The 20,025-nt window shown below is 70.4% G+C and carries 47 protein-coding genes; 37 read left to right on the top strand and 10 right to left on the bottom strand.

From position 1 onward, the window contains the following. Nucleotides 1-15 precede the first annotated feature (15 nt). The gene (locus MQE23_RS08670; protein WP_243378776.1) at nucleotides 16-324 is read right to left on the bottom strand and encodes a type II toxin-antitoxin system prevent-host-death family antitoxin; all 309 of its coding nucleotides are present in this window, start codon (nucleotides 322-324) and stop codon (nucleotides 16-18) included. A gap of 125 nt (nucleotides 325-449) precedes the next feature. Between MQE23_RS08670 and MQE23_RS08665 the strand changes: the two genes are divergently transcribed. The 19 genes from MQE23_RS08665 to MQE23_RS08580 all read left to right on the top strand — a co-directional run bounded on the left by MQE23_RS08665 (nucleotide 450) and on the right by MQE23_RS08580 (nucleotide 8,856). Then, entirely contained in the window at nucleotides 450-1,322 is an 873-nt protein-coding gene (locus tag MQE23_RS08665; protein ID WP_243378775.1) for a hypothetical protein, read from the top strand. Next, a complete protein-coding gene (locus MQE23_RS08660) occupies nucleotides 1,322-2,005 on the top strand; it encodes a hypothetical protein (RefSeq protein ID WP_243378774.1) in 684 nt (227 codons plus the stop codon). The genes MQE23_RS08665 and MQE23_RS08660 overlap by 1 nt, the downstream gene beginning before the upstream one ends. Further along, complete coding sequence (locus tag MQE23_RS08655; RefSeq protein ID WP_243378773.1) at nucleotides 2,002-2,379, top strand: hypothetical protein; 378 nt, start codon at nucleotides 2,002-2,004, stop codon at nucleotides 2,377-2,379. The genes MQE23_RS08660 and MQE23_RS08655 overlap by 4 nt, the downstream gene beginning before the upstream one ends. Continuing rightward, on the top strand, nucleotides 2,376-2,660 hold the full coding sequence (locus MQE23_RS08650; protein ID WP_243378772.1) for a hypothetical protein: 285 nt from the start codon (nucleotides 2,376-2,378) through the stop codon (nucleotides 2,658-2,660). The genes MQE23_RS08655 and MQE23_RS08650 overlap by 4 nt, the downstream gene beginning before the upstream one ends. Continuing rightward, on the top strand, nucleotides 2,657-3,481 hold the full coding sequence (locus MQE23_RS08645) for a DNA adenine methylase (RefSeq protein ID WP_243378771.1): 825 nt from the start codon (nucleotides 2,657-2,659) through the stop codon (nucleotides 3,479-3,481). Before MQE23_RS08650 ends, MQE23_RS08645 begins: the two co-directional genes overlap by 4 nt. A gap of 193 nt (nucleotides 3,482-3,674) precedes the next feature. Then, a complete protein-coding gene (locus MQE23_RS08640; protein WP_243378770.1) occupies nucleotides 3,675-4,034 on the top strand; it encodes a hypothetical protein in 360 nt (119 codons plus the stop codon). A 52-nt stretch (nucleotides 4,035-4,086) separates the two neighbouring features. Beyond that, entirely contained in the window at nucleotides 4,087-4,311 is a 225-nt protein-coding gene (locus MQE23_RS08635; RefSeq protein WP_243378769.1) for a hypothetical protein, read from the top strand. Beyond that, nucleotides 4,308-4,478: a hypothetical protein gene (locus MQE23_RS08630; protein ID WP_243378768.1), complete on the top strand. Its 171-nt coding sequence runs from the start codon at nucleotides 4,308-4,310 to the stop codon at nucleotides 4,476-4,478. The genes MQE23_RS08635 and MQE23_RS08630 overlap by 4 nt, the downstream gene beginning before the upstream one ends. Nucleotides 4,479-4,578: 100 nt before the next feature. After that, nucleotides 4,579-4,866: a hypothetical protein gene (locus MQE23_RS08625; protein WP_243378767.1), complete on the top strand. Its 288-nt coding sequence runs from the start codon at nucleotides 4,579-4,581 to the stop codon at nucleotides 4,864-4,866. A 55-nt stretch (nucleotides 4,867-4,921) separates the two neighbouring features. Beyond that, nucleotides 4,922-5,824, top strand: coding sequence for a hypothetical protein (locus MQE23_RS08620; protein ID WP_243378766.1), 903 nt, complete (start codon nucleotides 4,922-4,924; stop codon nucleotides 5,822-5,824). Between the two features lie 232 nt (nucleotides 5,825-6,056). Continuing rightward, nucleotides 6,057-6,377 (top strand): hypothetical protein, encoded by a 321-nt coding sequence (locus MQE23_RS08615; protein ID WP_243378765.1) that lies wholly within the window; start codon nucleotides 6,057-6,059, stop codon nucleotides 6,375-6,377. Further along, a complete protein-coding gene (locus MQE23_RS08610; protein ID WP_243378764.1) occupies nucleotides 6,374-6,574 on the top strand; it encodes a hypothetical protein in 201 nt (66 codons plus the stop codon). The genes MQE23_RS08615 and MQE23_RS08610 overlap by 4 nt, the downstream gene beginning before the upstream one ends. Continuing rightward, the gene (locus MQE23_RS08605; protein ID WP_243378763.1) at nucleotides 6,571-6,807 is read left to right on the top strand and encodes a hypothetical protein; all 237 of its coding nucleotides are present in this window, start codon (nucleotides 6,571-6,573) and stop codon (nucleotides 6,805-6,807) included. The genes MQE23_RS08610 and MQE23_RS08605 overlap by 4 nt, the downstream gene beginning before the upstream one ends. Then, nucleotides 6,804-7,298 (top strand): hypothetical protein, encoded by a 495-nt coding sequence (locus MQE23_RS08600; RefSeq protein ID WP_243378762.1) that lies wholly within the window; start codon nucleotides 6,804-6,806, stop codon nucleotides 7,296-7,298. Before MQE23_RS08605 ends, MQE23_RS08600 begins: the two co-directional genes overlap by 4 nt. Next, the gene (locus MQE23_RS43505) at nucleotides 7,295-7,423 is read left to right on the top strand and encodes a hypothetical protein (protein WP_279345137.1); all 129 of its coding nucleotides are present in this window, start codon (nucleotides 7,295-7,297) and stop codon (nucleotides 7,421-7,423) included. The genes MQE23_RS08600 and MQE23_RS43505 overlap by 4 nt, the downstream gene beginning before the upstream one ends. Beyond that, nucleotides 7,416-7,778: a hypothetical protein gene (locus MQE23_RS08595; protein WP_243378761.1), complete on the top strand. Its 363-nt coding sequence runs from the start codon at nucleotides 7,416-7,418 to the stop codon at nucleotides 7,776-7,778. The genes MQE23_RS43505 and MQE23_RS08595 overlap by 8 nt, the downstream gene beginning before the upstream one ends. A gap of 57 nt (nucleotides 7,779-7,835) precedes the next feature. Next, nucleotides 7,836-8,177 (top strand): hypothetical protein, encoded by a 342-nt coding sequence (locus MQE23_RS08590; RefSeq protein ID WP_243378760.1) that lies wholly within the window; start codon nucleotides 7,836-7,838, stop codon nucleotides 8,175-8,177. 316 nt (nucleotides 8,178-8,493) lie between these two features. Further along, on the top strand, nucleotides 8,494-8,670 hold the full coding sequence (locus MQE23_RS08585; protein ID WP_243378759.1) for a hypothetical protein: 177 nt from the start codon (nucleotides 8,494-8,496) through the stop codon (nucleotides 8,668-8,670). A 3-nt stretch (nucleotides 8,671-8,673) separates the two neighbouring features. Continuing rightward, complete coding sequence (locus tag MQE23_RS08580) at nucleotides 8,674-8,856, top strand: hypothetical protein (protein ID WP_243378758.1); 183 nt, start codon at nucleotides 8,674-8,676, stop codon at nucleotides 8,854-8,856. A 3-nt stretch (nucleotides 8,857-8,859) separates the two neighbouring features. Here the strand turns inward: MQE23_RS08580 and MQE23_RS08575 are convergent, their stop codons facing one another. Both MQE23_RS08575 and MQE23_RS08570 read right to left on the bottom strand, forming a co-directional pair. Next, on the bottom strand, nucleotides 8,860-9,075 hold the full coding sequence (locus MQE23_RS08575; RefSeq protein ID WP_243378757.1) for a hypothetical protein: 216 nt from the start codon (nucleotides 9,073-9,075) through the stop codon (nucleotides 8,860-8,862). A 103-nt stretch (nucleotides 9,076-9,178) separates the two neighbouring features. Further along, complete coding sequence (locus MQE23_RS08570) at nucleotides 9,179-9,451, bottom strand: hypothetical protein (RefSeq protein WP_243378756.1); 273 nt, start codon at nucleotides 9,449-9,451, stop codon at nucleotides 9,179-9,181. A 138-nt stretch (nucleotides 9,452-9,589) separates the two neighbouring features. Between MQE23_RS08570 and MQE23_RS08565 the strand changes: the two genes are divergently transcribed. Then, nucleotides 9,590-10,480 (top strand): Ku protein, encoded by an 891-nt coding sequence (locus MQE23_RS08565; protein ID WP_243378755.1) that lies wholly within the window; start codon nucleotides 9,590-9,592, stop codon nucleotides 10,478-10,480. A gap of 270 nt (nucleotides 10,481-10,750) precedes the next feature. Then, complete coding sequence (locus tag MQE23_RS08560) at nucleotides 10,751-10,909, top strand: hypothetical protein (protein WP_243378754.1); 159 nt, start codon at nucleotides 10,751-10,753, stop codon at nucleotides 10,907-10,909. Nucleotides 10,910-11,590: 681 nt separating this feature from the next. Here the strand turns inward: MQE23_RS08560 and MQE23_RS08555 are convergent. Next, nucleotides 11,591-11,929 carry a DUF6233 domain-containing protein gene (locus MQE23_RS08555; protein ID WP_243378753.1) on the bottom strand — a complete coding sequence of 113 codons (339 nt, stop codon included), beginning with the start codon at nucleotides 11,927-11,929 and terminating at the stop codon, nucleotides 11,591-11,593. 46 nt (nucleotides 11,930-11,975) lie between these two features. Here MQE23_RS08555 and MQE23_RS08550 point away from each other — a divergent pair, with 46 nt between their 5' ends. Genes MQE23_RS08550 through MQE23_RS08540 form a run of 3 tightly spaced genes read left to right on the top strand, consistent with a single transcriptional unit; the run spans nucleotide 11,976 to nucleotide 12,558 of the window. Further along, nucleotides 11,976-12,197, top strand: a complete 222-nt coding sequence (locus MQE23_RS08550; RefSeq protein WP_243378752.1) for a MarR family transcriptional regulator — start codon at nucleotides 11,976-11,978, stop codon at nucleotides 12,195-12,197. Next, nucleotides 12,194-12,388 (top strand): hypothetical protein, encoded by a 195-nt coding sequence (locus MQE23_RS08545; protein ID WP_243378751.1) that lies wholly within the window; start codon nucleotides 12,194-12,196, stop codon nucleotides 12,386-12,388. Before MQE23_RS08550 ends, MQE23_RS08545 begins: the two co-directional genes overlap by 4 nt. 20 nt (nucleotides 12,389-12,408) lie before the next feature. Then, nucleotides 12,409-12,558: a hypothetical protein gene (locus MQE23_RS08540; protein ID WP_243378750.1), complete on the top strand. Its 150-nt coding sequence runs from the start codon at nucleotides 12,409-12,411 to the stop codon at nucleotides 12,556-12,558. Nucleotides 12,559-12,687: 129 nt separating this feature from the next. Here MQE23_RS08540 and MQE23_RS08535 read toward each other — a convergent pair whose 3' ends face one another. Beyond that, nucleotides 12,688-12,969 (bottom strand): helix-turn-helix domain-containing protein, encoded by a 282-nt coding sequence (locus tag MQE23_RS08535; RefSeq protein WP_243378749.1) that lies wholly within the window; start codon nucleotides 12,967-12,969, stop codon nucleotides 12,688-12,690. 185 nt (nucleotides 12,970-13,154) lie between these two features. Here MQE23_RS08535 and MQE23_RS08530 point away from each other — a divergent pair, with 185 nt between their 5' ends. From MQE23_RS08530 to MQE23_RS08485, 10 genes are all read left to right on the top strand, one after another. After that, complete coding sequence (locus MQE23_RS08530) at nucleotides 13,155-13,319, top strand: hypothetical protein (RefSeq protein WP_243378748.1); 165 nt, start codon at nucleotides 13,155-13,157, stop codon at nucleotides 13,317-13,319. Beyond that, nucleotides 13,316-13,561: a hypothetical protein gene (locus MQE23_RS08525; RefSeq protein WP_243378747.1), complete on the top strand. Its 246-nt coding sequence runs from the start codon at nucleotides 13,316-13,318 to the stop codon at nucleotides 13,559-13,561. Before MQE23_RS08530 ends, MQE23_RS08525 begins: the two co-directional genes overlap by 4 nt. Then, nucleotides 13,558-13,713: a hypothetical protein gene (locus MQE23_RS08520; protein WP_243378746.1), complete on the top strand. Its 156-nt coding sequence runs from the start codon at nucleotides 13,558-13,560 to the stop codon at nucleotides 13,711-13,713. The genes MQE23_RS08525 and MQE23_RS08520 overlap by 4 nt, the downstream gene beginning before the upstream one ends. Next, nucleotides 13,713-13,922, top strand: a complete 210-nt coding sequence (locus tag MQE23_RS08515; protein WP_243378745.1) for a hypothetical protein — start codon at nucleotides 13,713-13,715, stop codon at nucleotides 13,920-13,922. Before MQE23_RS08520 ends, MQE23_RS08515 begins: the two co-directional genes overlap by 1 nt. Nucleotides 13,923-13,997: 75 nt before the next feature. Beyond that, nucleotides 13,998-14,954 (top strand): DUF2637 domain-containing protein, encoded by a 957-nt coding sequence (locus tag MQE23_RS08510; protein WP_243378744.1) that lies wholly within the window; start codon nucleotides 13,998-14,000, stop codon nucleotides 14,952-14,954. Then, nucleotides 14,951-15,565 (top strand): hypothetical protein, encoded by a 615-nt coding sequence (locus MQE23_RS08505; protein WP_243378743.1) that lies wholly within the window; start codon nucleotides 14,951-14,953, stop codon nucleotides 15,563-15,565. The genes MQE23_RS08510 and MQE23_RS08505 overlap by 4 nt, the downstream gene beginning before the upstream one ends. 9 nt (nucleotides 15,566-15,574) lie before the next feature. After that, nucleotides 15,575-15,979 (top strand): hypothetical protein, encoded by a 405-nt coding sequence (locus MQE23_RS08500; protein ID WP_243378742.1) that lies wholly within the window; start codon nucleotides 15,575-15,577, stop codon nucleotides 15,977-15,979. After that, on the top strand, nucleotides 15,979-16,602 hold the full coding sequence (locus MQE23_RS08495; RefSeq protein ID WP_243378741.1) for a hypothetical protein: 624 nt from the start codon (nucleotides 15,979-15,981) through the stop codon (nucleotides 16,600-16,602). The genes MQE23_RS08500 and MQE23_RS08495 overlap by 1 nt, the downstream gene beginning before the upstream one ends. A 22-nt stretch (nucleotides 16,603-16,624) precedes the next feature. Beyond that, nucleotides 16,625-16,873: a hypothetical protein gene (locus MQE23_RS08490; RefSeq protein ID WP_243378740.1), complete on the top strand. Its 249-nt coding sequence runs from the start codon at nucleotides 16,625-16,627 to the stop codon at nucleotides 16,871-16,873. Between the two features lie 94 nt (nucleotides 16,874-16,967). After that, nucleotides 16,968-17,114 carry a hypothetical protein gene (locus tag MQE23_RS08485; protein WP_243378739.1) on the top strand — a complete coding sequence of 49 codons (147 nt, stop codon included), beginning with the start codon at nucleotides 16,968-16,970 and terminating at the stop codon, nucleotides 17,112-17,114. An 87-nt stretch (nucleotides 17,115-17,201) separates the two neighbouring features. Here the strand turns inward: MQE23_RS08485 and MQE23_RS08480 are convergent, their stop codons facing one another. Continuing rightward, a complete protein-coding gene (locus MQE23_RS08480) occupies nucleotides 17,202-17,384 on the bottom strand; it encodes a hypothetical protein (protein ID WP_243378738.1) in 183 nt (60 codons plus the stop codon). A gap of 137 nt (nucleotides 17,385-17,521) precedes the next feature. On the opposite strand from MQE23_RS08480, the gene MQE23_RS08475 reads away from it, so the two are divergent. Then, nucleotides 17,522-18,079: a DUF4352 domain-containing protein gene (locus tag MQE23_RS08475; protein ID WP_243378737.1), complete on the top strand. Its 558-nt coding sequence runs from the start codon at nucleotides 17,522-17,524 to the stop codon at nucleotides 18,077-18,079. Nucleotides 18,080-18,124: 45 nt separating this feature from the next. On the opposite strand, the gene MQE23_RS08470 is transcribed toward MQE23_RS08475, so the two are convergent. The 4 genes from MQE23_RS08470 to MQE23_RS08455 are packed head-to-tail and all read right to left on the bottom strand — an operon-like array spanning nucleotide 18,125 to nucleotide 18,910. After that, entirely contained in the window at nucleotides 18,125-18,310 is a 186-nt protein-coding gene (locus MQE23_RS08470; RefSeq protein WP_243378736.1) for a hypothetical protein, read from the bottom strand. Further along, entirely contained in the window at nucleotides 18,307-18,486 is a 180-nt protein-coding gene (locus tag MQE23_RS08465) for a hypothetical protein (protein ID WP_243378735.1), read from the bottom strand. Before MQE23_RS08465 ends, MQE23_RS08470 begins: the two co-directional genes overlap by 4 nt. Then, nucleotides 18,483-18,725 carry a hypothetical protein gene (locus MQE23_RS08460; RefSeq protein ID WP_243378734.1) on the bottom strand — a complete coding sequence of 81 codons (243 nt, stop codon included), beginning with the start codon at nucleotides 18,723-18,725 and terminating at the stop codon, nucleotides 18,483-18,485. Before MQE23_RS08460 ends, MQE23_RS08465 begins: the two co-directional genes overlap by 4 nt. Then, nucleotides 18,722-18,910 (bottom strand): hypothetical protein, encoded by a 189-nt coding sequence (locus MQE23_RS08455; protein WP_243378733.1) that lies wholly within the window; start codon nucleotides 18,908-18,910, stop codon nucleotides 18,722-18,724. Before MQE23_RS08455 ends, MQE23_RS08460 begins: the two co-directional genes overlap by 4 nt. Nucleotides 18,911-19,017: 107 nt before the next feature. Between MQE23_RS08455 and MQE23_RS08450 the strand changes: the two genes are divergently transcribed. Together MQE23_RS08450 and MQE23_RS08445 are read left to right on the top strand one after the other, a co-directional pair. Next, nucleotides 19,018-19,356 carry a hypothetical protein gene (locus tag MQE23_RS08450; protein WP_243378732.1) on the top strand — a complete coding sequence of 113 codons (339 nt, stop codon included), beginning with the start codon at nucleotides 19,018-19,020 and terminating at the stop codon, nucleotides 19,354-19,356. Between the two features lie 14 nt (nucleotides 19,357-19,370). Beyond that, complete coding sequence (locus MQE23_RS08445; RefSeq protein WP_243378731.1) at nucleotides 19,371-19,994, top strand: HNH endonuclease signature motif containing protein; 624 nt, start codon at nucleotides 19,371-19,373, stop codon at nucleotides 19,992-19,994. Nucleotides 19,995-20,025: the final 31 nt, after the last annotated feature.

Genomic DNA, 20,025 nt, shown 5'->3' with positions numbered 1-20,025 from the left:
AGGAGAGGAGTCGTGTCAGGACCCATGCATCAGGTCGTTGCGGTAGCGCACAAGATCGCGCGCCAGCCCCTCGCGCTTCTGCTCGTCCGGAAGCTCGTCGATCAGACGGAGGGCAGCCATGACCATCACCCGATCTTTCACCGCCTGTTCGTAGAACTCGGGCGGCACCACGTAGGCACTTCGCTCGCCGCGTTCCGTGAAAGCGCCGGGTCGCTTTCCGTAGCGCACTTCGCGGAGGAGCTGGGTGAGGTTCGCCCGGGCGTAGGTCATCGAGACCTCTGCCACACCGTCCTCAGCGTTGCGAATGCCCTGCTCAGCAGCCATGGCCAGAGTGTAAGTCATTGCCAGTCCTTCCAATCTTTCCAATCTTTAAAGTAGTATGGCAGTGCGAGGTCGCCGCTGCCAAGACGCGATAACCCGCTGATTCCGCACGATCGAAAGAAGTGCCGATGTCCTGGTTCAAGATCGACGACGGCTTTCACTGCCACCCCAAGGTGTTCGCAGCGGGAACCCCGGCCGTCGGCCTCTACGTGCGCTGCGGATCGTGGGCCGCCCAGCAGGTGACCGACGGGATCGTCCCCAAGCACGTCGCCAAGATGTACGGCACGCCCCGCATGATCAAGGCGCTCGTCGACGCCGGCCTCTGGCACCAGAAGGGCCACGACTGCGAGTCGTGCCCCGAACTCGACGCCAACTCATACGCGATCCACCAGTACTTGGAACGCAATCCGAGTCGAGTTGAGACCGAGTTGGCTCGCAAATCGAAGTCAGAACGGCAACAACGTTGGCGTGAGGGCAAGCGAAAGCAGCAGGTCAGCGAGAATGACGACCCGGATGTAGACGGTGATGTAGACGCGTCTACCCGCCGTCACGGTGACGCTGCCCCCGTCCCCACCCCTCCCGTCCCGTCCCAGGTACCTCCTACGGAGGTACCACCTCCCCCTTCCCCCTCCGGCACACAGCCCGGCGCCGAAGTGGTGCCGCTCTCGGGAAGAGGGGAAGTCCAGCCCCTCATCGAGGCCATGGCCGCCCGCGGCATGACCGTCTCGTGGAGCTTCCAAGCCGCCGAGTGGCTCGAACTCCGCGACGCCATCCGCCGCGCCGGAGTCCCCGCCCTCGTCGACCACGCCGCCCGCGCCTGGCAAGCCGCCAAGACCCAGCCCTACAGCGCGAAGTACTTCCTCCGCGGCTGGACCGGACTCCAAGAGCAGCCCGCCTACACCGGCCCCCGCCCCGTAGGCGCCCCCAGCAAGACCACCGAATACCTCGAAGACATGGCCGCCATCGCCGAAGAGCTGCGGCAGAAGAAGGGAACCGCCTGATGGAGCCCGAGCAGCTCCCGCAGCTCATCGCGCAGATCGCCCTCGCAGACCCCCGCGTCCGCCGCGAAGACCCCACCGAACGCCGCGCCCAGATCGTCATGTGGGCCGGCATCCTCGCCGAAGTCCCGTACGACTTCGCCCTCCAGGCCGCGCAGACCCACTACGCCACGTCGACGTGGCCGATCCTTCCCGCCGAGATCGCCACCCGCTGGGCCGCCGTCGTCCGCGACCGCATGAACCGGCACAACGGCACCTTCGAACCGACGGCCCACCCCGAACTCGACCCCGACGACGTCGACGGCTACCTCGCCGCGCTCCGGGGCGAGCGGCAGGCCGTCGTTCTCGGCCAGGCCCCGCCCTCGGAGGTCAAGGAGCTCACCGCCGGACCCGCCGCCGAAGAGGCCGCGCGCCGCCTCGACGAGCTCGGCAGCTACGTACCCCGCACCGTCGACGAACTCCTCGACAAGCACCGGCCCACCAAAGCCGCGAGACGCGCCGCCATCCTCGCCGGCCAACCCGACGCCCTTGCCGTGCCCTGCACCTACTGCAAGGCCCCCGCCGGGCAGCGCTGCCGCATCAACCGCATAGACGCATCTGGCGCCCTCGGCAGACGCGAACGCAGCACTCCGCATCCCACCCGCATCGACGACGCCCGCACCGCCCAGAACGGAGCCACGCAGTGAAGGTCTCGCTCTGCAAGCACAGCTTCCCCGTCCAGCCCCCACACGGCACCCTCGCCAACCCCGGCGACTGCGCCCGCTGCGGCACCACCTGGGCCGACGTCCAACTCGAACTCGACCGGCAGGAGAACGCCCTTCGCCTCGGCACCGCCCACCGCGGCACCTGCACCGGCTGCGGCCACACCCGCATGGTCTTCCGCTACCAGCGCGAGCAGCAGCCCTGGGACGAGACCGAACCACCCGTCATCTGGCTCTGCGTCCGCGACTGGAGCTACGCCCGCGAACGCGAAGAGACCACCGGCTTCATCGACTTCGGCGACGTCTTCCAGCACGGCACCGACGAGCAGCTCCTCGCCGCCCTGCGAGGCGCACTGTGACCGCCGTCCTTGCCGCCCTGGCGCTCCTCGCCGTCGGCTACACCCTCGGCCGCACCCGCCCCGTACACCGAGCCCTTAACTGGGCGAACTGGCAGGCCTACAGCCGCCCCACCGGCCTCCGCCGCGCAGCCGTCTGGACGCTGCTCTCCGCCGAGAACCTCACCTGGCTCACCCTCCACCCCGTCCAGGGCTGGCACGCCTGGCAACACCGCAACGACCCGCCCCCGCCCCGCAGCCCCGCCGTCAAGATCCGCGACCTGACCGAGGAGACCAACGCATGAAGAGCCCGGTCCCGTACTTCGGCAGCAAGCAGCGCATCGCCCCCTGGATCGTCTCCCTCCTGCCCGACCACGACCACTACGTCGAGCCCTACGCCGGTGGCCTCTCCGTCCTGCTGGCCAAGGCACCGTCACCGATGGAGACCGTCAACGACCTCGACGCCGAACTCGTGACGTTCTGGCGCGTCCTGCGCGACCGGCCCACCGAGCTGCTCCGCGCCTGCATGCTCACCCCGCACTCTCGAGCAGAACTCGCCGCCACGTGGGACCCGACGGACGACGACCTCGAGCTCGCCCGCCGCATCTGGTGCCGCCTCGCCCAAGGCCGCTCCGGCACCCTCCGCAACACCGGATGGCGCCACTACATCGACCCTGCTGGCTCGAGCACCTCGATGCCCGGCTACCTCGAGGCCTACGCCCTCCGTCTTGCCGCGGGCGCGGAACGCCTGCACGGGGTTTCCCTCGAGGCCCTGCCCGCGCTCGACCTCATCGCCAAGTACGGCAAGCAGCCCCGTGTCCTGCTCTACGTCGACCCGCCGTACCTCGGCTCAACCCGCGGGTGGGGCCGGAACTACCGGCACGAGATGAAGACCGACGCCGAACACCGCGCCCTCGCGGCCGCACTCGCCGACTGCCGCGCCGCAGTCGTCCTCTCGGGCTACGACAGCCCCCTGTACCTCGAGCTGTACGCCGACTGGCACCGCTACGAGCAGCAGACCATGACCGGCAACGCCACCAGCGACAAAGGCCGCACCGAAGTGCTCTGGTCCAACGTCCAGCTCGGCAGCCAGCTCGACCTCTTCACCGCGGCGGCGTCCCGGTGACCGCCCGCCGGCCGGGTGCCCCCATGCCCGACGAACTCCGCCAACGCACCAACGCTCACCCCGCCCGCGGCATCCCCTGCCCCCACTGCCACGCCACCGTGCGAGCCCCCTGCACCACCCGAACCGGCCGCACCCTCCCGGCCCCGCACCCCGCACGACTCGACGCCCACAACCAGCAGAACGGAACGAACCCATGAGCACCGACCCCCGAGCCCTCCAGCTCGCCGAAGCCCGCTACCGCAACGGCTACGGCGCCTGGGCCGCCGACGCCTGGGACAACCTCGACGCCGCCCTCCGCCAGCACCTCATCGGCGAGGCAGCCGCGTGGCTCAAGGCCGCCGTCGCCGCCGGGCTCGTGCCGCCAGCCGACCGCCCCACGCCCGAGCACGACGCCGTCTACGTCGACGACGAGGGCTACCTCTACAGCGAGTACCGCACCGTCCCCGAGTCCGACTCGGTCGTCCGTCTCGTCTGGGCCCGCGAGCAGGCCGAGTCGAAGCGCGCCCTGGAGGAACACGGCGCCCGGTTCCGCCTCATCGGCTGGAGCACCTGACCACCGCCTGACCGCTGTCCCGGACCGTCAACACCCACACCGGAGCCAACCCATGAGCACAGCACCGCTCACCCGAGAGACCTTCGGCCACGAACCCATCGACGAGTACGAGGGCACCCCCGAGGGAGACAAGGGCGCCACGCACATCGTCTGCGCCCGCTGCGCCTGGTGGACCCGCTGGCCCGACGTCGGCCTCTACATCGGCGTCCACGTCCCGTGGCCCTGCACCAGCGCCATCGTCCTCGGCCTCGTGCCCCGCGAGGAGGCCGCGCAATGAGCCCGCTGGAGGCCCTGCTGCTGGAGCTCGTCCCGACCCGCCCCGACCCCGCACCCCACCGCGGCCCGTGGACGCAGGGACAGCAGGACGAGCACTGGGCGCAGTTGTGCGAAGCCGTCGGCACACCCGGCGCGGAACGACCCCAGCGGCTCGCCGAAGCCGCATGACCCACGAGCACGGCCGCCCCCTGAGGCAAGCAGGGGGCGGCCAGCCCCAGCGTCCCACACCACCCACCCCCGCCCGCACAGCCACCACCAGGAGCAGCACATGAGCGACCTGCACCCCACCGTCCGCCTCACCGACGAACTGCGCGCTGCCGCCGAGCAACTGCGCGACCTCGGCCACTCTCAGATCGCCCACTCCGACGACCCGCTCACGGTGTTCCGCAACCTGTACGCCACCTTCGACGCCCTCGTCGAGGCGTGGCCAGCGCTGGCGGACGCCGCCGGGTTCCGGGACTTCTTCGACGAGGAAGACCTCGGTTTCGTCGGCGACATCGAGGGCGGCCTCAAGAGCGCCGCAGCGGGACTCGCCCGCGCCCAGGACTCCATCTGACCCCCGCCCCGTTGGCCGCCCCTGCACTGGGGCGGCCCCACCCCTGGAGCCACACATGACCACCGACCACACCCCGCCCGCCGAGCCCAGTGAGCCCGACAACCCCGCTGCCTGGGCGCTCGCCAAGCACATCGCCGACCACCCGGTGAGCACGATTCAGGCCGCGTTCCGGTACCTCAACGCACCGCTGACGATCGAACTGCACGAGCCACCCGCCGACCGGGCCGCGCTCCGCGAGCGCATCGCCGAGGCGCTCGACTTGCTGCAAGGGACCGCGCACCACCTGCCGTTCGAGACCCGCCAGCGGGTCATCGAGGTCGTGACGGGAGCCGTGCTGCCGCCGCCCGTGCCCCGGGCCGACGTCACGGCCGCGGAAGTCGCCCACGCCCTCGACAACGCCACGCCCTACCCGATCGAACTGGACTCCGCGCTCTGCCGCTTCATGGCTGAGCGCCTGCTGGAGATGCTCACCATCGGCAAACGGCCCGAGCATCCGGTGTGGCAGCCCGAGGAGCAGCCAGAGCCCGGTGAGCAGCCGCAGCCACAGGACCCCGCCGGGCTGCGCCGCATGGCCGATGAGGCGCAGCCCGGCACCGAGGCGGCGTGCGTCTGCGGGCACCCGACCCGACTGCATCACGAGGACGTCTGCCTCCTCGCCGACTGTGAGTGCGCCGACAGCTTGGAGATCAGCGCGCTACCGGAGGCCCTGGAAGCTGTGCTCACGAAGCGGTACACCGAACTCGGTAACCCCTTCTCTGAGATGCGGCGTCGCGAGCAGGGCCCGGATGGCTGGCCCGCGTCACGTCCGGTCGGACCGCATCACGTGGCCGAGGCACTGCGGGATCTGCTGCGCCGGGCGGCCGACGAGGGGTCCGGACCCCGCCTGCCCAACCACACCGTCAACGAGGAAGAGGGCCCCGACGCCGACGAGGCGCCGCAGGACGGGGCCCGATCGTGACGGCCATCGTCGCGTACCTCGCTCTGGTGGTCGCGTCTGCTGCGCTGCTGTGCGGCCACCAAGGCGTCACCCCGCCCCGCCCTCGTCGTGGGGCGTGGCGGAGGCTGTGGGCGCCTCACAGGGCCTCGCGCGACTCTCGCGTCGCAACAGCCCCTCACAGCCCCGCAGACGGGCACACAGCCCCTCGACCCCTCTGGGTCCACAGCCAACCACTCACCTACGAGGAGGCGTGATGGGCGGCCTCGGCATCGGCATCGTCTGCGCCCCATTCATCTCCGCCGCCCTGCTCGCCCTCGGCTGGGCAGCGCGCCCTCCGCAACCTCGCACGCAGGAGCAGACCGTGACGAACATCGAAGCCATCCTCATCGGCCTACTCTCCGTCGCCCACACACCCGAGCAGGCCGAACACGCCGCGCGCACCGTCCTACGTGACCACGCACACCAGCTCGCCGAGCAGCAGCGAGCCGCCCTGGAACGCGGCCCCGGAGCGAGCTGGGACTACGAGACCGGCCGTGCACTCGCCGACCTCATCGACCCGGAGGTGCAGCCGTGACCTTCCGATACACCGACACCAGCGGCCACCACCTCGAACTGCAACCCGACACCGACCTCAACGGCCAACAGACCGTCACCCTGTGGGCCCGCGGCACCTACGCCCGCGTCCCCGTCCGAATCCCCCTCGACCACCTCGAAGAACTCGTCACCGGCCTCCGCGACACCGGCCGCCAAGCAGCAGGAGGCGCACCGTGATCCCGTACCTGATCCTCACCGGCACCCTCGCCGCCTCCGCAGGCTGGTGGGCCGGCCACCGCACCGCCCGCATCCGCATCGTCTTCGTCCCCACCGGACCACCCGCACCACTCCACGACGGAGTCGTAGCCGTCGCCATGGCCGGCTGGTGCTGCGACGCATGGGCCGCCACCGCAGGCACCGACCACGACCCCACCTGCCCCCGCAAGACCCCCAGGAGCAGCACCGCATGACCGACCGGATCCGCCTCGACGACCTCACCAGCGACCAACTCGACCAGCTGTACGAGCGGCTCGAAGCGGCCGAGGAGACGGAGTCGCAACGGCAGTTGGCCACCGCGCGGGAAGCGCTCGCCTCGGCGACCACCCGAGCCGCACGCGCCGAGGCTGCCATCGCCCGGGTACGGGCCGTCGCCGGGTGGGCCATCCAAGGGTGGTCCGACCTGAGCCCTCAGAAGGTGCTCCTCGCCGTCGAGGGCCAGCAGCCCGCGTCGGGCACGGCAGCGACCCAAGCGACCGACGACGCGGTATCGGACGTAGTCCGCAAGTCGCTCGCCTCGTTCTGGACCGGCGCCCCCTTGCCCCGCGAGCACTGCGGCCACCTGTCGCCCGAGACCGCCCTCACCACCCCGCGCACCGAATGCGTGCTGCGCCCCGGCCACACCGGCAGCCACGCGGACGACGTCGGCTGCCGCTGGTGGCCCATCACCGAGGAGCCGTCGTGATCCGTGACCCTGACGCCCTGCGCGTCGTCTGGCTGTTCCACCGGCCGTACTGGTGGGACCGGCTCGACGACGGCCGCCTCACCCTCACACCCGCCACCTGGATCAAGGAGCAGCCCCGTGCCTGACGAGCTGACCGTCCGGAAGCTGATCCAGTACGTGCCCGCCTGCGACAGCGGCCGACACGTCCACCACCCGCAGGAGACCTGCGACGAGTACGAGGAGTTCAGCGCCCACGTCCGCGCCTACTTCCAGCGGATCTTCGCCGAGGCCTACGCGGAAGCCGACCGGCTGCTCATCACCGGCAACGGCACGGGCGAGCCCCGCGGCCTCGCTGACTGGGAACCCAAGGAGCCGACGCCCATCGAGCGGGCACTCGCGATCCTCGAACCGGAGCTGCGGCGCTGCCCGATGTACAAGGCCGGACCGCCCGCGCTGCCCCTGCCGGTCACTCGTAGGCGTCAATCCGCCCGAACCGCATGACAACCACTTACCCCCACAGCACACTTCCCCCACGCCACCACAACAACGGGAGAACCCATGGCCAGCCCCTACATCAACGCCCCGTACAACCCGCCCGCCCGACCCCGCATGTTCGCGTCCACCCTGGCCAAGGTCATCTGGACGCTCGTGCCGATCGTCAGCGCCGGACTGGCCGCCGCCGTGCCGTTCGTCGTCGCGGCGGTGAAGGGCGTGGTGAAGCCGTGGCTGGCCGGCGCCTACATCGTCGGGGAGATCGCGATCTTCTCCATCGCCTTCGCGATCAGCCCCGACCCGAACGACACCAGCCCGGTGCCCGGCTTCCTGATGGTCCTGCTGATCATCACGGCGGCCACGCACACCGCGCTCCTCGACAACGAGAAGATCAACATCGGGAAGTGAACCCGGCTTGACGCCCGTGGCATCCTGAACCCGTCCGGTGGGGAGACGCTGGCGCGCGTAGTGCGCCCAGAGGCGATGGCTGGCCCACCACGGCACGATCGCCAACCCCCGCCCCGCTCACCACCCCCGAGCGGGGCGCTGCCGCGTTCAGACAGCGCGAGGCCCGCCGACAGGTACCCCTACCGTCGACGGGCCACGCACCCCCAAGTGACCACCGACGCTACGCCCCAGCCGACCGCACCGAAAGATGTCGGCCCCATTGACCTGAAACCGTCGCAGCCGCACCCTGAACCCTCAAGGCACCAGGGAGGCACCCATGCCCGGCTCCAAGTACCGCATGGTCACCCACGAAGACGGAGACCGCCGCGTCATCGCCATCATCGAACGCACCCCCGACAACGAGCAGAAGACCGACGCCGAGATCGTGGCTCGCCTCGACCAGTGGACGCGCGAGCAACGGCACCGGGGCCTGGTCGACGACGAGGAGCAGTGACTGATGGACCGCTCGTTCATGGCCTTCATGAACCAGACCAAAGACGGCCCGCAAGAACCGTGCCCCACCTGCGGATGCTGGGGCCTGCGTCGCTACGCCGAACCCACCGACCCGGACAACGAGAAGGTCATCTGCACGAGCCGCACCTGCCCCAGCTCCCCGTTCTACCGCGGCAACCAGCCGTAGAGGTCAGTGCTCCCACACGTCCGGCCCTCCACCCCGCCACTCGATCAGCGACGACCGGCGAACCCACACCTCGTTGACCTCCTCGACCCCGGCCCGCCGCAGGAACTCGACGACGTCCGGCAGGTTGTACGCCCGGCCCGCGATCTCACTGTCCATGCGCACGCGCCGGCCGCCGTCCTCATCGGGCGGGTATACGACGACAGGGCGAGCGGAAGCCATGACGCCAGGGTGCATGCGAGCGGTGGAACCTGCATGCCAGCATCAGCCGTCTGGCATGAGACGCCCGCCCCTGGGCCAAGGGGCGGGCGAGCCTTGTCGGGGATCAGCTTGCCTTCTGCTCGCGGAGTTCGTGGACGGTGGCGGTGAGGGTGCCGTCGTGCTGTTCGTAGTGGGACAGGGCGAGGCCGAGGCCGAAGAAGGTGGGTGCCCATTCGCCGACGAAGATGCCCCAGCGGTCGGCGCGTGCGACGCCGGTGCCGGGTTCGGCGTTGAGGCTGGCGGCCCACGCTACGACGGTTAGGCCGATGGAGGCGAAGGCGGCGATGTAGGCGTGTTCGCTGCGGACGCCCATCTCGTGCATCTTCTTGATGATCATTGTGCCTCCGTTTGGGGTGAGGGGTGCTTGTGTCGTGTTCCTCACCCCAGTCCACCTATTCGCCCTATTCGCCCCATGTGAGGTATTGGTGTTCTTGTCGTAGGCTGGCCCTGCTCGGGGCTACTGCGGAGGTCTCCCATGCCCCGAACCGTGTGGTCAGGCGCCATTAGCTTCGGTCTCGTCACCGTCCCGATCAACGTGCAGTCGGCGACCGAGGACCACTCGATCCGCTTCCACCAGTACCACCTCGAGGACATGGGCCGGGTCCGGGTCCGGAAGTACTGCGAGGTCGAGGACCGCGAGGTCCGCACCGACGAGATCGGCAAGGGCTACCAGCTCACCAAGGAGCAGGTCATCCCGATCAGCGACGACGAGCTCCGCGACCTGCCGCTGCCGACGGCGAAGGCCATCGAGATCGTCGCGTTCGTACCGCTGGACTCCGTGGACCCGATCCGGATCGGCGAGGGCTACTACCTCGAACCGAAGGAGCAGGTTGCCGCGAAGCCGTACAAGCTCCTCGCCATGGCCCTCGCCCGCTCCTCGAAGGTAGCCGTCGCGAAGTACGCCTGGTCAGGTCGGGAGCGGCTCGGCCTGCTGCGGGTGCGGGACGACGTCATCGTGCTGCACGCCATGCGCTGGCCCGACGAGATCAGATCCCCGGAGGAGCTCCTGCCCCCGCCCGTCGAGCTGACCGACGAGGAGATCGAGGGCGCCCTCACGCTCATGGACAGCATGAGCCGCGACGACCTCGACGATCCCGAGTTCCGGGACGCATACACCGAGGCGGTGGAGCAGATCATCGAGGCCAAGCGGGAGCACCGCGAGCCACCGAAGCTGGAAGAACCCGAGGAGAAGCCGGGCCAGCTGGTCGACCTCATGGCCGCGCTAGAGGAGTCCGTACAGAAGGCCAAAGCCTCCCGTGGCGAGGACGCCGACGTCCACGAGATGCCGAAGAAGAAGACTGCGAAGAAGCAGCCCGCCAAGAAGACGGCACGGAAGACCAAGCCGAGGAAGTCGAAGAGCGCTTAGCAGCCAAGGGCTCAAAGTCAACGTCCCCGCCGTGAAGGCCGCCCGCCCCGGGACGTCGTCGTCGGCTACGGCAAGAACCCCGACACCTGCCCCGTCCGCGCCTGGCTCACCTGGCGCGCCGCCGCAGGCATCACGTCGGGGCCCGCTTTCCTGCCCATCACCGTCCACGGCCGCCTCGGCGACCGTGCCCTCTCACCTGAAGCCGTCCGCGAGATCATCGCCCGCAACGCCGAACGCGCCGGACTCACGGTCAGGCTCACCGGACACTCGATGCGGGCCGGGTTCATCACCACCAGCCGCCGGGCCGGGAAGCGCGAAGAGAAGATCCGCGAACAGTCCGGGCACGCCGAGAACTCGCCGGCCTTCTGGGGCTACATCCGCGAAGCCGACAAGTGGACCGACGCGGCCAGCGAAGACATCGGGCTCTGAACACGCGAACGCCCCCGCAGCTTCGGCTGCGGGGGCGCCTTGCTGTCCGGGGCCTAGCCCCAGGTGGTGTCGTCGTCCATGATGCCTCCCCAGATCGGTGCGGCCACGGTACGCGGAACCCGGCCATCCTGTCAGGAGGTCGTGCCACACTGGCTGTATGGCCCGCCGGGCCCCCCGTCTCGGCGGGGCTTCAGTGGTACAACGTCTTCAACCGAAGCCTGCTCGGGGAAGGCCATGGTCAGTTGGTGCTCCAGCCGGGCCTCCAACTCCTGCTTGAGCGGCGGACGACTAGTGCCGCCTAAAGGTCGGTTCTCGCCCGGAGCCCTTGCAGCGGGGGCACGTGAAGGTCATGATTCTTTGGGTGTCTAGGGACTGGTGAGTGATGTACTTCTCGCCAAAGCACTTTGAGCAACCGTGCAGGCTGCTGAGGTAGTACCTCCTGGCGACGTACATGGCCGGGTAGCCCAGGAACGCGATGGCCACTCCGGTGAAGTGCAGCGGGCCAGCGAGGGGCGGAATGACGCCGCCGAGTGAGGAGATGCCGAGGCCGGCTAATCCGAAGGCGAGCCAGGCGAGAACGACCACGAGACAGGCCACGAAACCCCCCGATGTCGATGGTCCGAGAACCGTACTGCACCTGTAGGGGATTCCGCCTGGTTTGAGCAAAGCGGGTTCGGTGAGTTAAGCGTCCAGGTATCCCAGTTCCGAGTCCGGCCGGCATGCCCCGCAGGCTTTGACCCCGTCGGCGAGCGCCCGGAGCGCCTCGTCGCGGCTGATGCCGCGCGTGCGCTTCCCGCTGTTCCAGCAGCCGCCGACGTGCACCTGTACGGGCGGCGCGTCCCTGTTGAGGCCGAGTTCGAGGAGCCAGTCGGGCGGGGGCGGCTGGCGTTCCAGGCCGTGCTGCCGCTCGGCCTCCCGCTGCTCGGCTGCCGCGATCGCGTGCCGTACCTCGTCGAGGGCGAGGGCAAGCCACGTCTCCAGGGTGCGGAGTCGCGGCAGGTCGGGCGGCAGATCGGTCACCCCTTCAGCTTGCACCAAAAATCGAACACGTGATCCCATCGGGGTCATGGCCAGACATCGGGTCGAGTACCTCACCGACAGACAGGAGCAGATCCTGCGCTGCATCCGCACGGCCATCACCGACCAGGGTGAAGCCCCGACCGTCGCCGAGATCGCCACCGCGGTAGGCATGGCCGCGTCGACCGTGCACTACCAGCTGCGGGAGCTGGAGACGAAGGGCGCCATCGTGCGCGAGCCGCACCGGGCGCGAGGAATCCGCCTCGCATGAACCCCGAGCGCTACCACCTCACCCTGTCGCGCGACGGCCGCCCGGCGATGCACGGCTGGTGGGGGCGTGAGACTGTGGCGCGCGACCGGTTCCGGGACTGGGTCGGCGACTGGGGCAGATCCGGGGCCCGCATCACCCTCGTCGACGAGGACACGGGCACCGTGTTGACGGCGTGGCCAGACGAGCCGTGATCTCTGCCATGCTCTGGATCATGACCCACCACCCCTACCCGCACGCCGGCCGCGCGTGGCGGCAGATCATGCGCCGCCACCGCTACCAGCGCCCCGCCCACCTGCCCGCCCCGCCCGCATCTCAAGGCCAGCCCGGCGTGTACGTGCTGTCGCGTCGGCGCCCTGTTTGACAGGCGTGCGACGCTGACCCTGCCGCCCGTCTCTGTCACTGCTCTGGCGTTCCGGGCGGCGCTTGCACAGCACAGCGCCCCCGGACCGGGTCACGACGGCCGGGGGCGCAGCTGTGTCTCGGGGCGACGTCAGCCCTCCGCCTCGTCGCCCTTCGCTCGCGGCCGGTCCTTCCCTGATCCCGTGTAGCCGCGCTCGATGTCCTGCACCGTAGCCAGACCGATCCCCAGCGCGTCGGCGATCTTCCGATACGAGACCGGCGGCTTCTGCGCGCGCATCTCCAACACCACCTTGCGGCGCATCTCGCGCCACCGCTTTCCGCGCTTCGCCTGATCGGCCATCACCTCGCCGATCGCCTTGGCGCGCTCCAGCGGATCCGTCATCGCCTCCAGGGCGTTCATGGCGTCGATCACGCGCTGAGCCTCCTCGGTCACACCCGGCCTCACATCTCTTTGGGCGGGCCGCTTGCCCTGAGTGTACGGGGCCCCGTACAGTCATGGGAAGCAGCCCGCGCTGCTAACGCACAAAGCCCCCGGCCCGGCGCTGGAACGCCATATGGGCCGGGGGCGCCCACCTACAACACCACGAAGAGGCAGGCATGCCCGAGCGTACCGACCAGCCGCAACAACAGCCCACCCCCCACACGGCACGGGGCTGCAACCTGTGCCGCACCCTCCGCCACCCCGCCCAAGCCGCCCAAGGCCGCACCCTCCAAGCGCACCTCGCCGAGCACCCCTTCCCGCAGCAGGGAGCCGGCCAATGAGCGAGCAGCAGACCACCGCCCCGGCCGCGTGGCCCGAGGGCGTCATCGCCCGCTACCTCACCGTCGGCGGCGCCACCGTCGACCTGAAGGCCGACGAGTCCAAGCCCGGCCACGTCGACGGCGCGGACTGCACCGGCTGCGGCTTCCGCATCGGCTGGGGCAGCGAGCAGTACGCCCGGCAGGACGCCCAAGCCCACGCCGAGACGTGCCGCGCCCTCCCCAGGCCGGAGGCCACGCAATGAGCCAGCAGCAGACGGCCGGCCCGCGCACCTGCACCAGCTGCGGCGGCGCCAAGGGCCGCACGGTCGACACCAGCCACGACGGCAAGACCGTCCAGACCTGGCACACCTGCACCCCCTGCCACGGCACCGGCACCCAAGGCGGAGGCGTCTGATGGGCTGGTTCGACAAGGTCCTCGGCGACGACCGCCAACGCGCCGAGACGAAGTACGCCGGCCGCGAGTCCGCCACCGACAAGGCCGCGCGGCAACGACGTCAAGGCCACCGCCGCGGCATCGGCAAGGCCGCCGCCCAAGGCCAAGCCTGGGAAGAGCGCGACCGGCAGCGCGACCGCAAGGGCGGCTGGCGCCGCACCACCTGGTAACCACCCCGCAGACCGGCCGGGCCGCGTACAACCCCCAGCGCGGCCCGGCCACCTCCCCGCTCCCGGAGGAGCACAGTGAACACGCCCCGCGCCACCGGCCGCAGACTCTCCCAGCCCATCCGCCTCGCCTGGGCCCTCGTCCTCGGCATGCTCCTCGCCGCCGGCGCCTGGTCCCTCTCCGGCCAGCTCATGGACTGGGGCATGAAGGAGTGGCTCGCCTGGGCCCTGTCCGTCATGTTCGACGCGGCCGGTCTCATCTGCGCCACCTACGCCCGCCGCGCCGTCGAACGAGGCACCCCCGCAGGCCTCGCACGCCTCGCGCTCGTCGCGTTCGTCGCCGTCGCCGGTGTCCTCAACTGGAACCACGGCTACGACATCGGCGGCATGCCCGCGGCGGCCGGGTTCGCGTCCCTCTCCGCCGGTGTGGAGCTGCTCTTCGAACTCCACCGCCGTGACATCCGCGACGAGCAGCGTGCGGCCCGCGGCCTCATCGCCGAGCGGCTCCCGCATATCCCGCTCCTCGGCTGGGTCATGTACCCGGGCCGGTCGTGGGAGACGTTGCGCGCCGCGGTCGGTGTCCGCCTCGACCTCCTCGACCCTGTCCAGACCGGACACGAGCTCGCCGCGCCGGACACGGACACGAGGCCGGACAAGCGGCACTCCGCGACCGTCCGTTCCGCTGTCCTCGCCGCTGCCAAGACCATGCCGGACGCGGACGCTGAGGACATCGTCGACCAGCTGTCCGCCGCGGGGATCGACACGGACACGGACACCGTCCGCGACGTCCTCGACGAGGACACGGACAGCCGCCCGGACACGAAGGACAGCAGGTCACAGCGCCCCCGCGTCCGCCCCGTCCGTCCGATCGCCCCGCCCGGACAGACCGTCGCGGACACCATCCGGACAGCCCTCGCGTCCGGCATCACGGACAAGGGCGCGGTCCTGTCCTACGTCCGCAAGATCCACGGACAGGACGTCTCCGCCGACACCGTCCGACGGACACGGACTCGCATCGAAGGGAAGGCGTCATGAGCGACACCCGCCCCGGCGCGGACGAGCTCCGCATCCGCAGCATCCTCAAGACCCGCGGCGTCGGCCCCGACAGCACTCCGCCGTCCGTGCCGCGCCAGCCGACGGCCCGGTCGAGGGACTGGTTCGACGACCTCGCCGAGTACAACGCACCCGCCCGGCCCGCGCCCGAGCCGGCCGCCGAGCCCGCACTGCCCCAGCCGGAACGGCATCTGCGGCCCGAGCCGGTCGAGAAGACCAAGTCCAAGTCCCCGAAGCTCCGCAAGAGGAGCGGCCAGGCGCGGCACGCCCCGCTCACCCTGGGCAGTCCTCGGCAGTCCCTCCTCGACGCGTACGACCGCATCCCGCCCCGGGTGAAGTGGCTCGCCTACCACGCGTCGGCCGCGTACCTCGGGTGGACGGTCGGTCTCGTCGACTGGTCCACCTACGTCACCGGCTGGATCGCCGGCACCGGCCTCGTCGGCCCGCAGGCCCTGTTCTGGTACGCGGCCGCCGGCGCCACCGTCCTCGTCTACCGGCGCACCCGCCGCTGGTGGTGGCCCGTCGCGTGGCTCGCCGCCGTCCCCGCCTCATCCGTCGTCGCTGGCGTGCTGCTGTACGCCCCCACCCAGTAAGGACCCGTCGTGACCAGCGTGTTCGGCAATCTCGGCATCGTCGGCCTGGCCGTCGCCCTCACGGTGCTGCTCCTCGTCGGCATCAAGGGCGGAGGCAAGGTCAAACCCCTCGGCTGGTGGCCCTGCCTCATCCTCGGCATGCTCGCCGGATCGTCGTACGCCGCGGCCGGCGGCGTGTTCAAGATCGTCCCGGACCTGGTCGGCTCCCTCCTCAACGTCGCGCAGAGCATCGTCCCCGGCGTCACCATGCCCGCCGTGACGCTCACGCTGGCGATCATCATCCTGTTCAAGAAGCTGACGAAGGAGCAGGTCACGCTCCTCGGCCTGGTCTTCTGGTACGCCGCCTCCGGGGCGGGCGGTATCTGGGGCACGGTGTCGGAGAGCATCGCCAACCTCGGGCAGCAGGTGTCCTGATGCGTGCCGCTGCCGACCGCGTCCGCGCCGTGCTGGCCCTGCTGGGGCCGCTCGGCGCGGGCTCCCGCGCGCTCTTGCTGCGCCTCGTCGGCCGGTTCGGCTGGAAGACGGTGCTCGGCGTAGGGGCGATCGCCGTGTTCGCCCTGTTCAGGTACCGCACAGCGATCGCCTGGGTGCTCGCCGCCTGGTGCGCCGCGGCGTGGATGCACGCCCCCAACGAGACCGCGGTCGAGGAGGCAGGGGAGGAGACGCCCCCAGCCTCGCCCGAGGACCCCTTCCCGGGCATGGTGTGGGACCTCATCGGCGACGCCCCCGGCGTGCACCTGAAGCGGGTCGTCGAGTGGCTCCACGAGACCGGCCTCGACACCGCCTGCACCACGGCCGACGTGAGGGCCGGACTCACCCGCCGCCAGATCCCCATCCGGGCCTCCGTCCGGGACGCCGCCGGGAGGGTCAACCAGGGGGTGCACCGGGACGACCTGGAGGCCTGGCTGAAGGCCCGCTCCCCGGCCCCGCCCGAGCCCCTCTCCAAGACGCGTAGCAACCCCGCTACTACGGCCCTGACCAGCGATGTAGCAGCCGCTCCTACAGACGTAGCTACGCCTGCTACGCCCACCGAATAGCCCCACCCGGAAGGACCCCGCGATGCCCTACGAGTACTGGTGCCGGCAGTGCGCGGCCGTCTCCCCACAGAGACGCCCCCGCCGTGTCGACGCCGAGGACGAACTCGTCGAGCACCGCCGCCACACGCACGGAGGGCTGGCGCCGGCCGCGGGGGACGGCGTCCGCCCAGTGCACGACGAGGCGCGTGGGGACGGCTGCCTGCCGTCGGGGTCGTGGCTGTTCGCGCTGTTCCTGCTTGCTGCGGTCCTGTCGAACTGCTGGGGCCGCTGAGCCACATGACCCCGGGGCGGGCCGCTCCCATCCGCCAAGAAGAGCGCGGCCACGCCCCGGTTGCCCATCCCACCAAGGAGACGGAGACGCCATCATGGCACTCGGCTGGAGCAAGACCCCAGAGCCCGACGACCCGCGCCTCGCCGGCCACGAGACGACCTACCAAGCCAGCAGGGGCGGGCACTTCCCGGAGCCGGACAAGCCGGTGCCGGGTACGCCTCAGCAGGACGAGGCGAGTTGACAGCGCTGCGACACTGAGAACCGCGACGCACCGCGCACGCCCCCACTGCCATCCCCCCCAGGGCAGTGGGGGCTTTCGCATGCGCGGCTACCGGTCGGCCGGCTCCGTGTTGCGCGCCTGGCGCGGGGCGGGGACGGCGCGGGCGAGCCATCGGCCGTCGGTCATGTACCGGGGCATCATGATGGGCACGAACCCGGCGTCGACCAGCTGGGCCAGGCCCTCGACGCATTCGTCTTCGCTGTCCGCCTGCACGCTCGCCCTGATCGCCATGAGCCGAGTGTGCCGTTACCGGCAGGGTGGGGCTACCGGTTCGGGTGGATTCGGGTTACAGATCAGGAACGGCGCCTTCACCATGCCTTCATACGGGCGCATCATGCACCCCAGCACACACCACCTGGGGGGACACCTTGCGCCACCGCACCACCATCACCGCATGCCTGCTGCTCGCCGGCCTCATCACCGGCTGCTCATCCTCGGACGAGCCGACCGTGGCCAAGGCGACCGACACGCCACCGGCCACCAGCAGCACGCCGAGCCCGTCACCGTCGCCGAGCCAGGAGACGCTGAAGCTCGGCGACACGGCCAACATCAACGCCGAGGGCAAGTTCACCGCCACGACGGTCAGGTACAAGGACAGCGGGATCCCGGACGTGGCGGAACTGCTGAACGCGGATCAGAAGTGGGCCGCGCTTGAGATCAAGGTCTGCAACAAGGACCCCGAGCCCATCACCGTGACCCCGTTCCCGTGGTCGCTCGCCTACACGGACGGCGCCCGCGTCGAAGCCACCCACATGACCGGCAACGAACTGCCTCAGCCCCTATACCCCCTGGAGGCCAAGGTGAAGAACGGCGACTGCGTACGCGGCAACGTCCTGTTCCAAGTACCGAAGGAAGGCCGCCCGGAGCGGGTGTTGTACTCGCCGGACGTGCTGGACGAGCCGGCGGAGTGGCAGTTCGTGAAGTAGGCGGACACGCAGCGGCCCCGCACCGGATCCCGGGCGGGGCCGTCGTCATGCGGTGGGCTTGCGGTAGGTGTTCAGGCCGCGCCCGGTGTAGGTCGCCGAGGTCTCCATCGTGGGCCCGTTCCAGCCGGGCGACAGGGTGACTCGCTCCTCGCCCGGGCGGAGCGGCAGGGGCTCGGGCGTCGAACCGCCCCCGCGACGAAACAGACGGCGCAGACGCGCGGCCAGGCTCATGTGCCGGGCTCCTCGTCCGGGCGCACCGGCTCGGGCGGGTAGTCGACGCAGTCCTTCGTATGCCGGATCGCGACGGTCGTGCCGTCCGCGCGGCCGACGATGACGCGGACGTCCTGCGTCACCTCTGTGGCGTGGCAGTGGGGGCAGTCGACCTCGCCCTGCGGCAGCTGGCTCATGCGGTCTTCTCCTCCCGGCGTGAGCGGACGATGTAGACCACGGCGACAGCCGTCGAAGCAGCGGGGACGGTCAGTGCTGCAACGAACCACTGGAGCAGGGTGCTCGGCCGGATGAGTAGCGCGGCGACCGTGAAGGCCACACACGGAGCGATGAGGCCGATCAAGAACATGCGGCGCATGCGTCGTTCGGTCGCCTCTCGTTCCTGCTGGCGCGCGGCTGCGGTGCGGCGGTAGGTCATGCGGTCTTCTCCTCGCTGCTCGCCGGGCGCTCCGGCAGGTCGGCGTCCGGTCGCCGCAGGTACCAGCGCACCAGGTCCTTGATGACGGCCGCGCGGTCGCCGCCGGGCGCTCGCGCGGCGAGGTCAGCCCAGTCCTGATCTTCGATGCGCACCGATCGGTGCTTGGTCTTCGGGGCGTTCGGCATGGGGTCCACGGTATCGCGGGTGTACGGACACCGATAGCCTCCAACCCCTTGCGGTGTACGTACACCTCGCGCTACGGTGTACGTACACCAGCAATGAGGGGGACCAGATGATCGCCGCCAACCGCACCCGCCGCCAGACCCTCAAGACCCGCACCCGCACCCAGCGCGCCGCCGCCAAGATCCGCCGCGATGGCGCCGCCACCCTCACGACCCACTGCGTGGCCGCCGGCCTCGGCATCAAGGAAGCCCGCACCGTCGCCAGCAGCCTCCGCAAGAACGCGGCCAAGGCCGGAGCGCAGGGCGTCGCGGGCGTCTCCTACACCAAGGGCCGCGCCCGCCAGTGCACCCGCTACACCCCGGCCGAGGTCGCCGCGATCGCCGTCATCTACCGCCCCCGCAAGCCCGCTTACAAGGTCGTCGCTGCCCGCCTCGCGCTGGCCGCCTGAGTAGAGAGCACGCCATGCCGAACCAGATCCTGGGCCTCTCTGAGCAACACGCGGCCCGCGTCGTCATCGAGGACACTGGCTTTGCAACACCGTGCCTCACCTGGACCGGGTCCACGACGGCCGCCGGGTACGGGAACATCCGGATCAATGGCGCCAACTACTACGTGCACCGCATCGTCTATGAGGCGCACCACGGACCGATCCCCAAGCGCATCGACGGCGACCGCGCAGTCCTTGACCACCGCTGCCGCAACCGCGCATGCGCCAACATCGAACACCTCGAACTCGTCACCAACCGCGAGAACATCCTGCGAGGCGACATCAAGCGGGCCGCCCCCAAGCCGCCGGGCCGAAAGCCTCGCGTCAGGAAGACGCAGTGCAAGCGCGGCCACGAGTTCACCCCGGAGAACACCTATCTGAAGCCCGACGGCCGCCGAGAGTGCCGAGCCTGCATGCAGGAGTACCGGCAGGAGCGCACGGCCCGAGAGCGCGCGGAACGGCCGCCCGCCGCCCCTCGGACCCACTGTCGCGCAGGGCACGAGTACGCCGCTGAGAACACCTACCGGTACGCCAACGGAAAGCGGCGTTGCCGCGAGTGCATGCGCGAGCAGGACCGTCGACGCCGCACCCGCACCTGACCAACACCACCAGCTCGCTGCCCGCATGCTC

This window comes from Streptomyces sp. HP-A2021 (assembly GCF_022807935.1).
Lineage (GTDB): Bacteria > Actinomycetota > Actinomycetes > Streptomycetales > Streptomycetaceae > Streptomyces > Streptomyces afghaniensis.
This window is presented reverse-complemented; position numbering and strand designations above follow the sequence as displayed.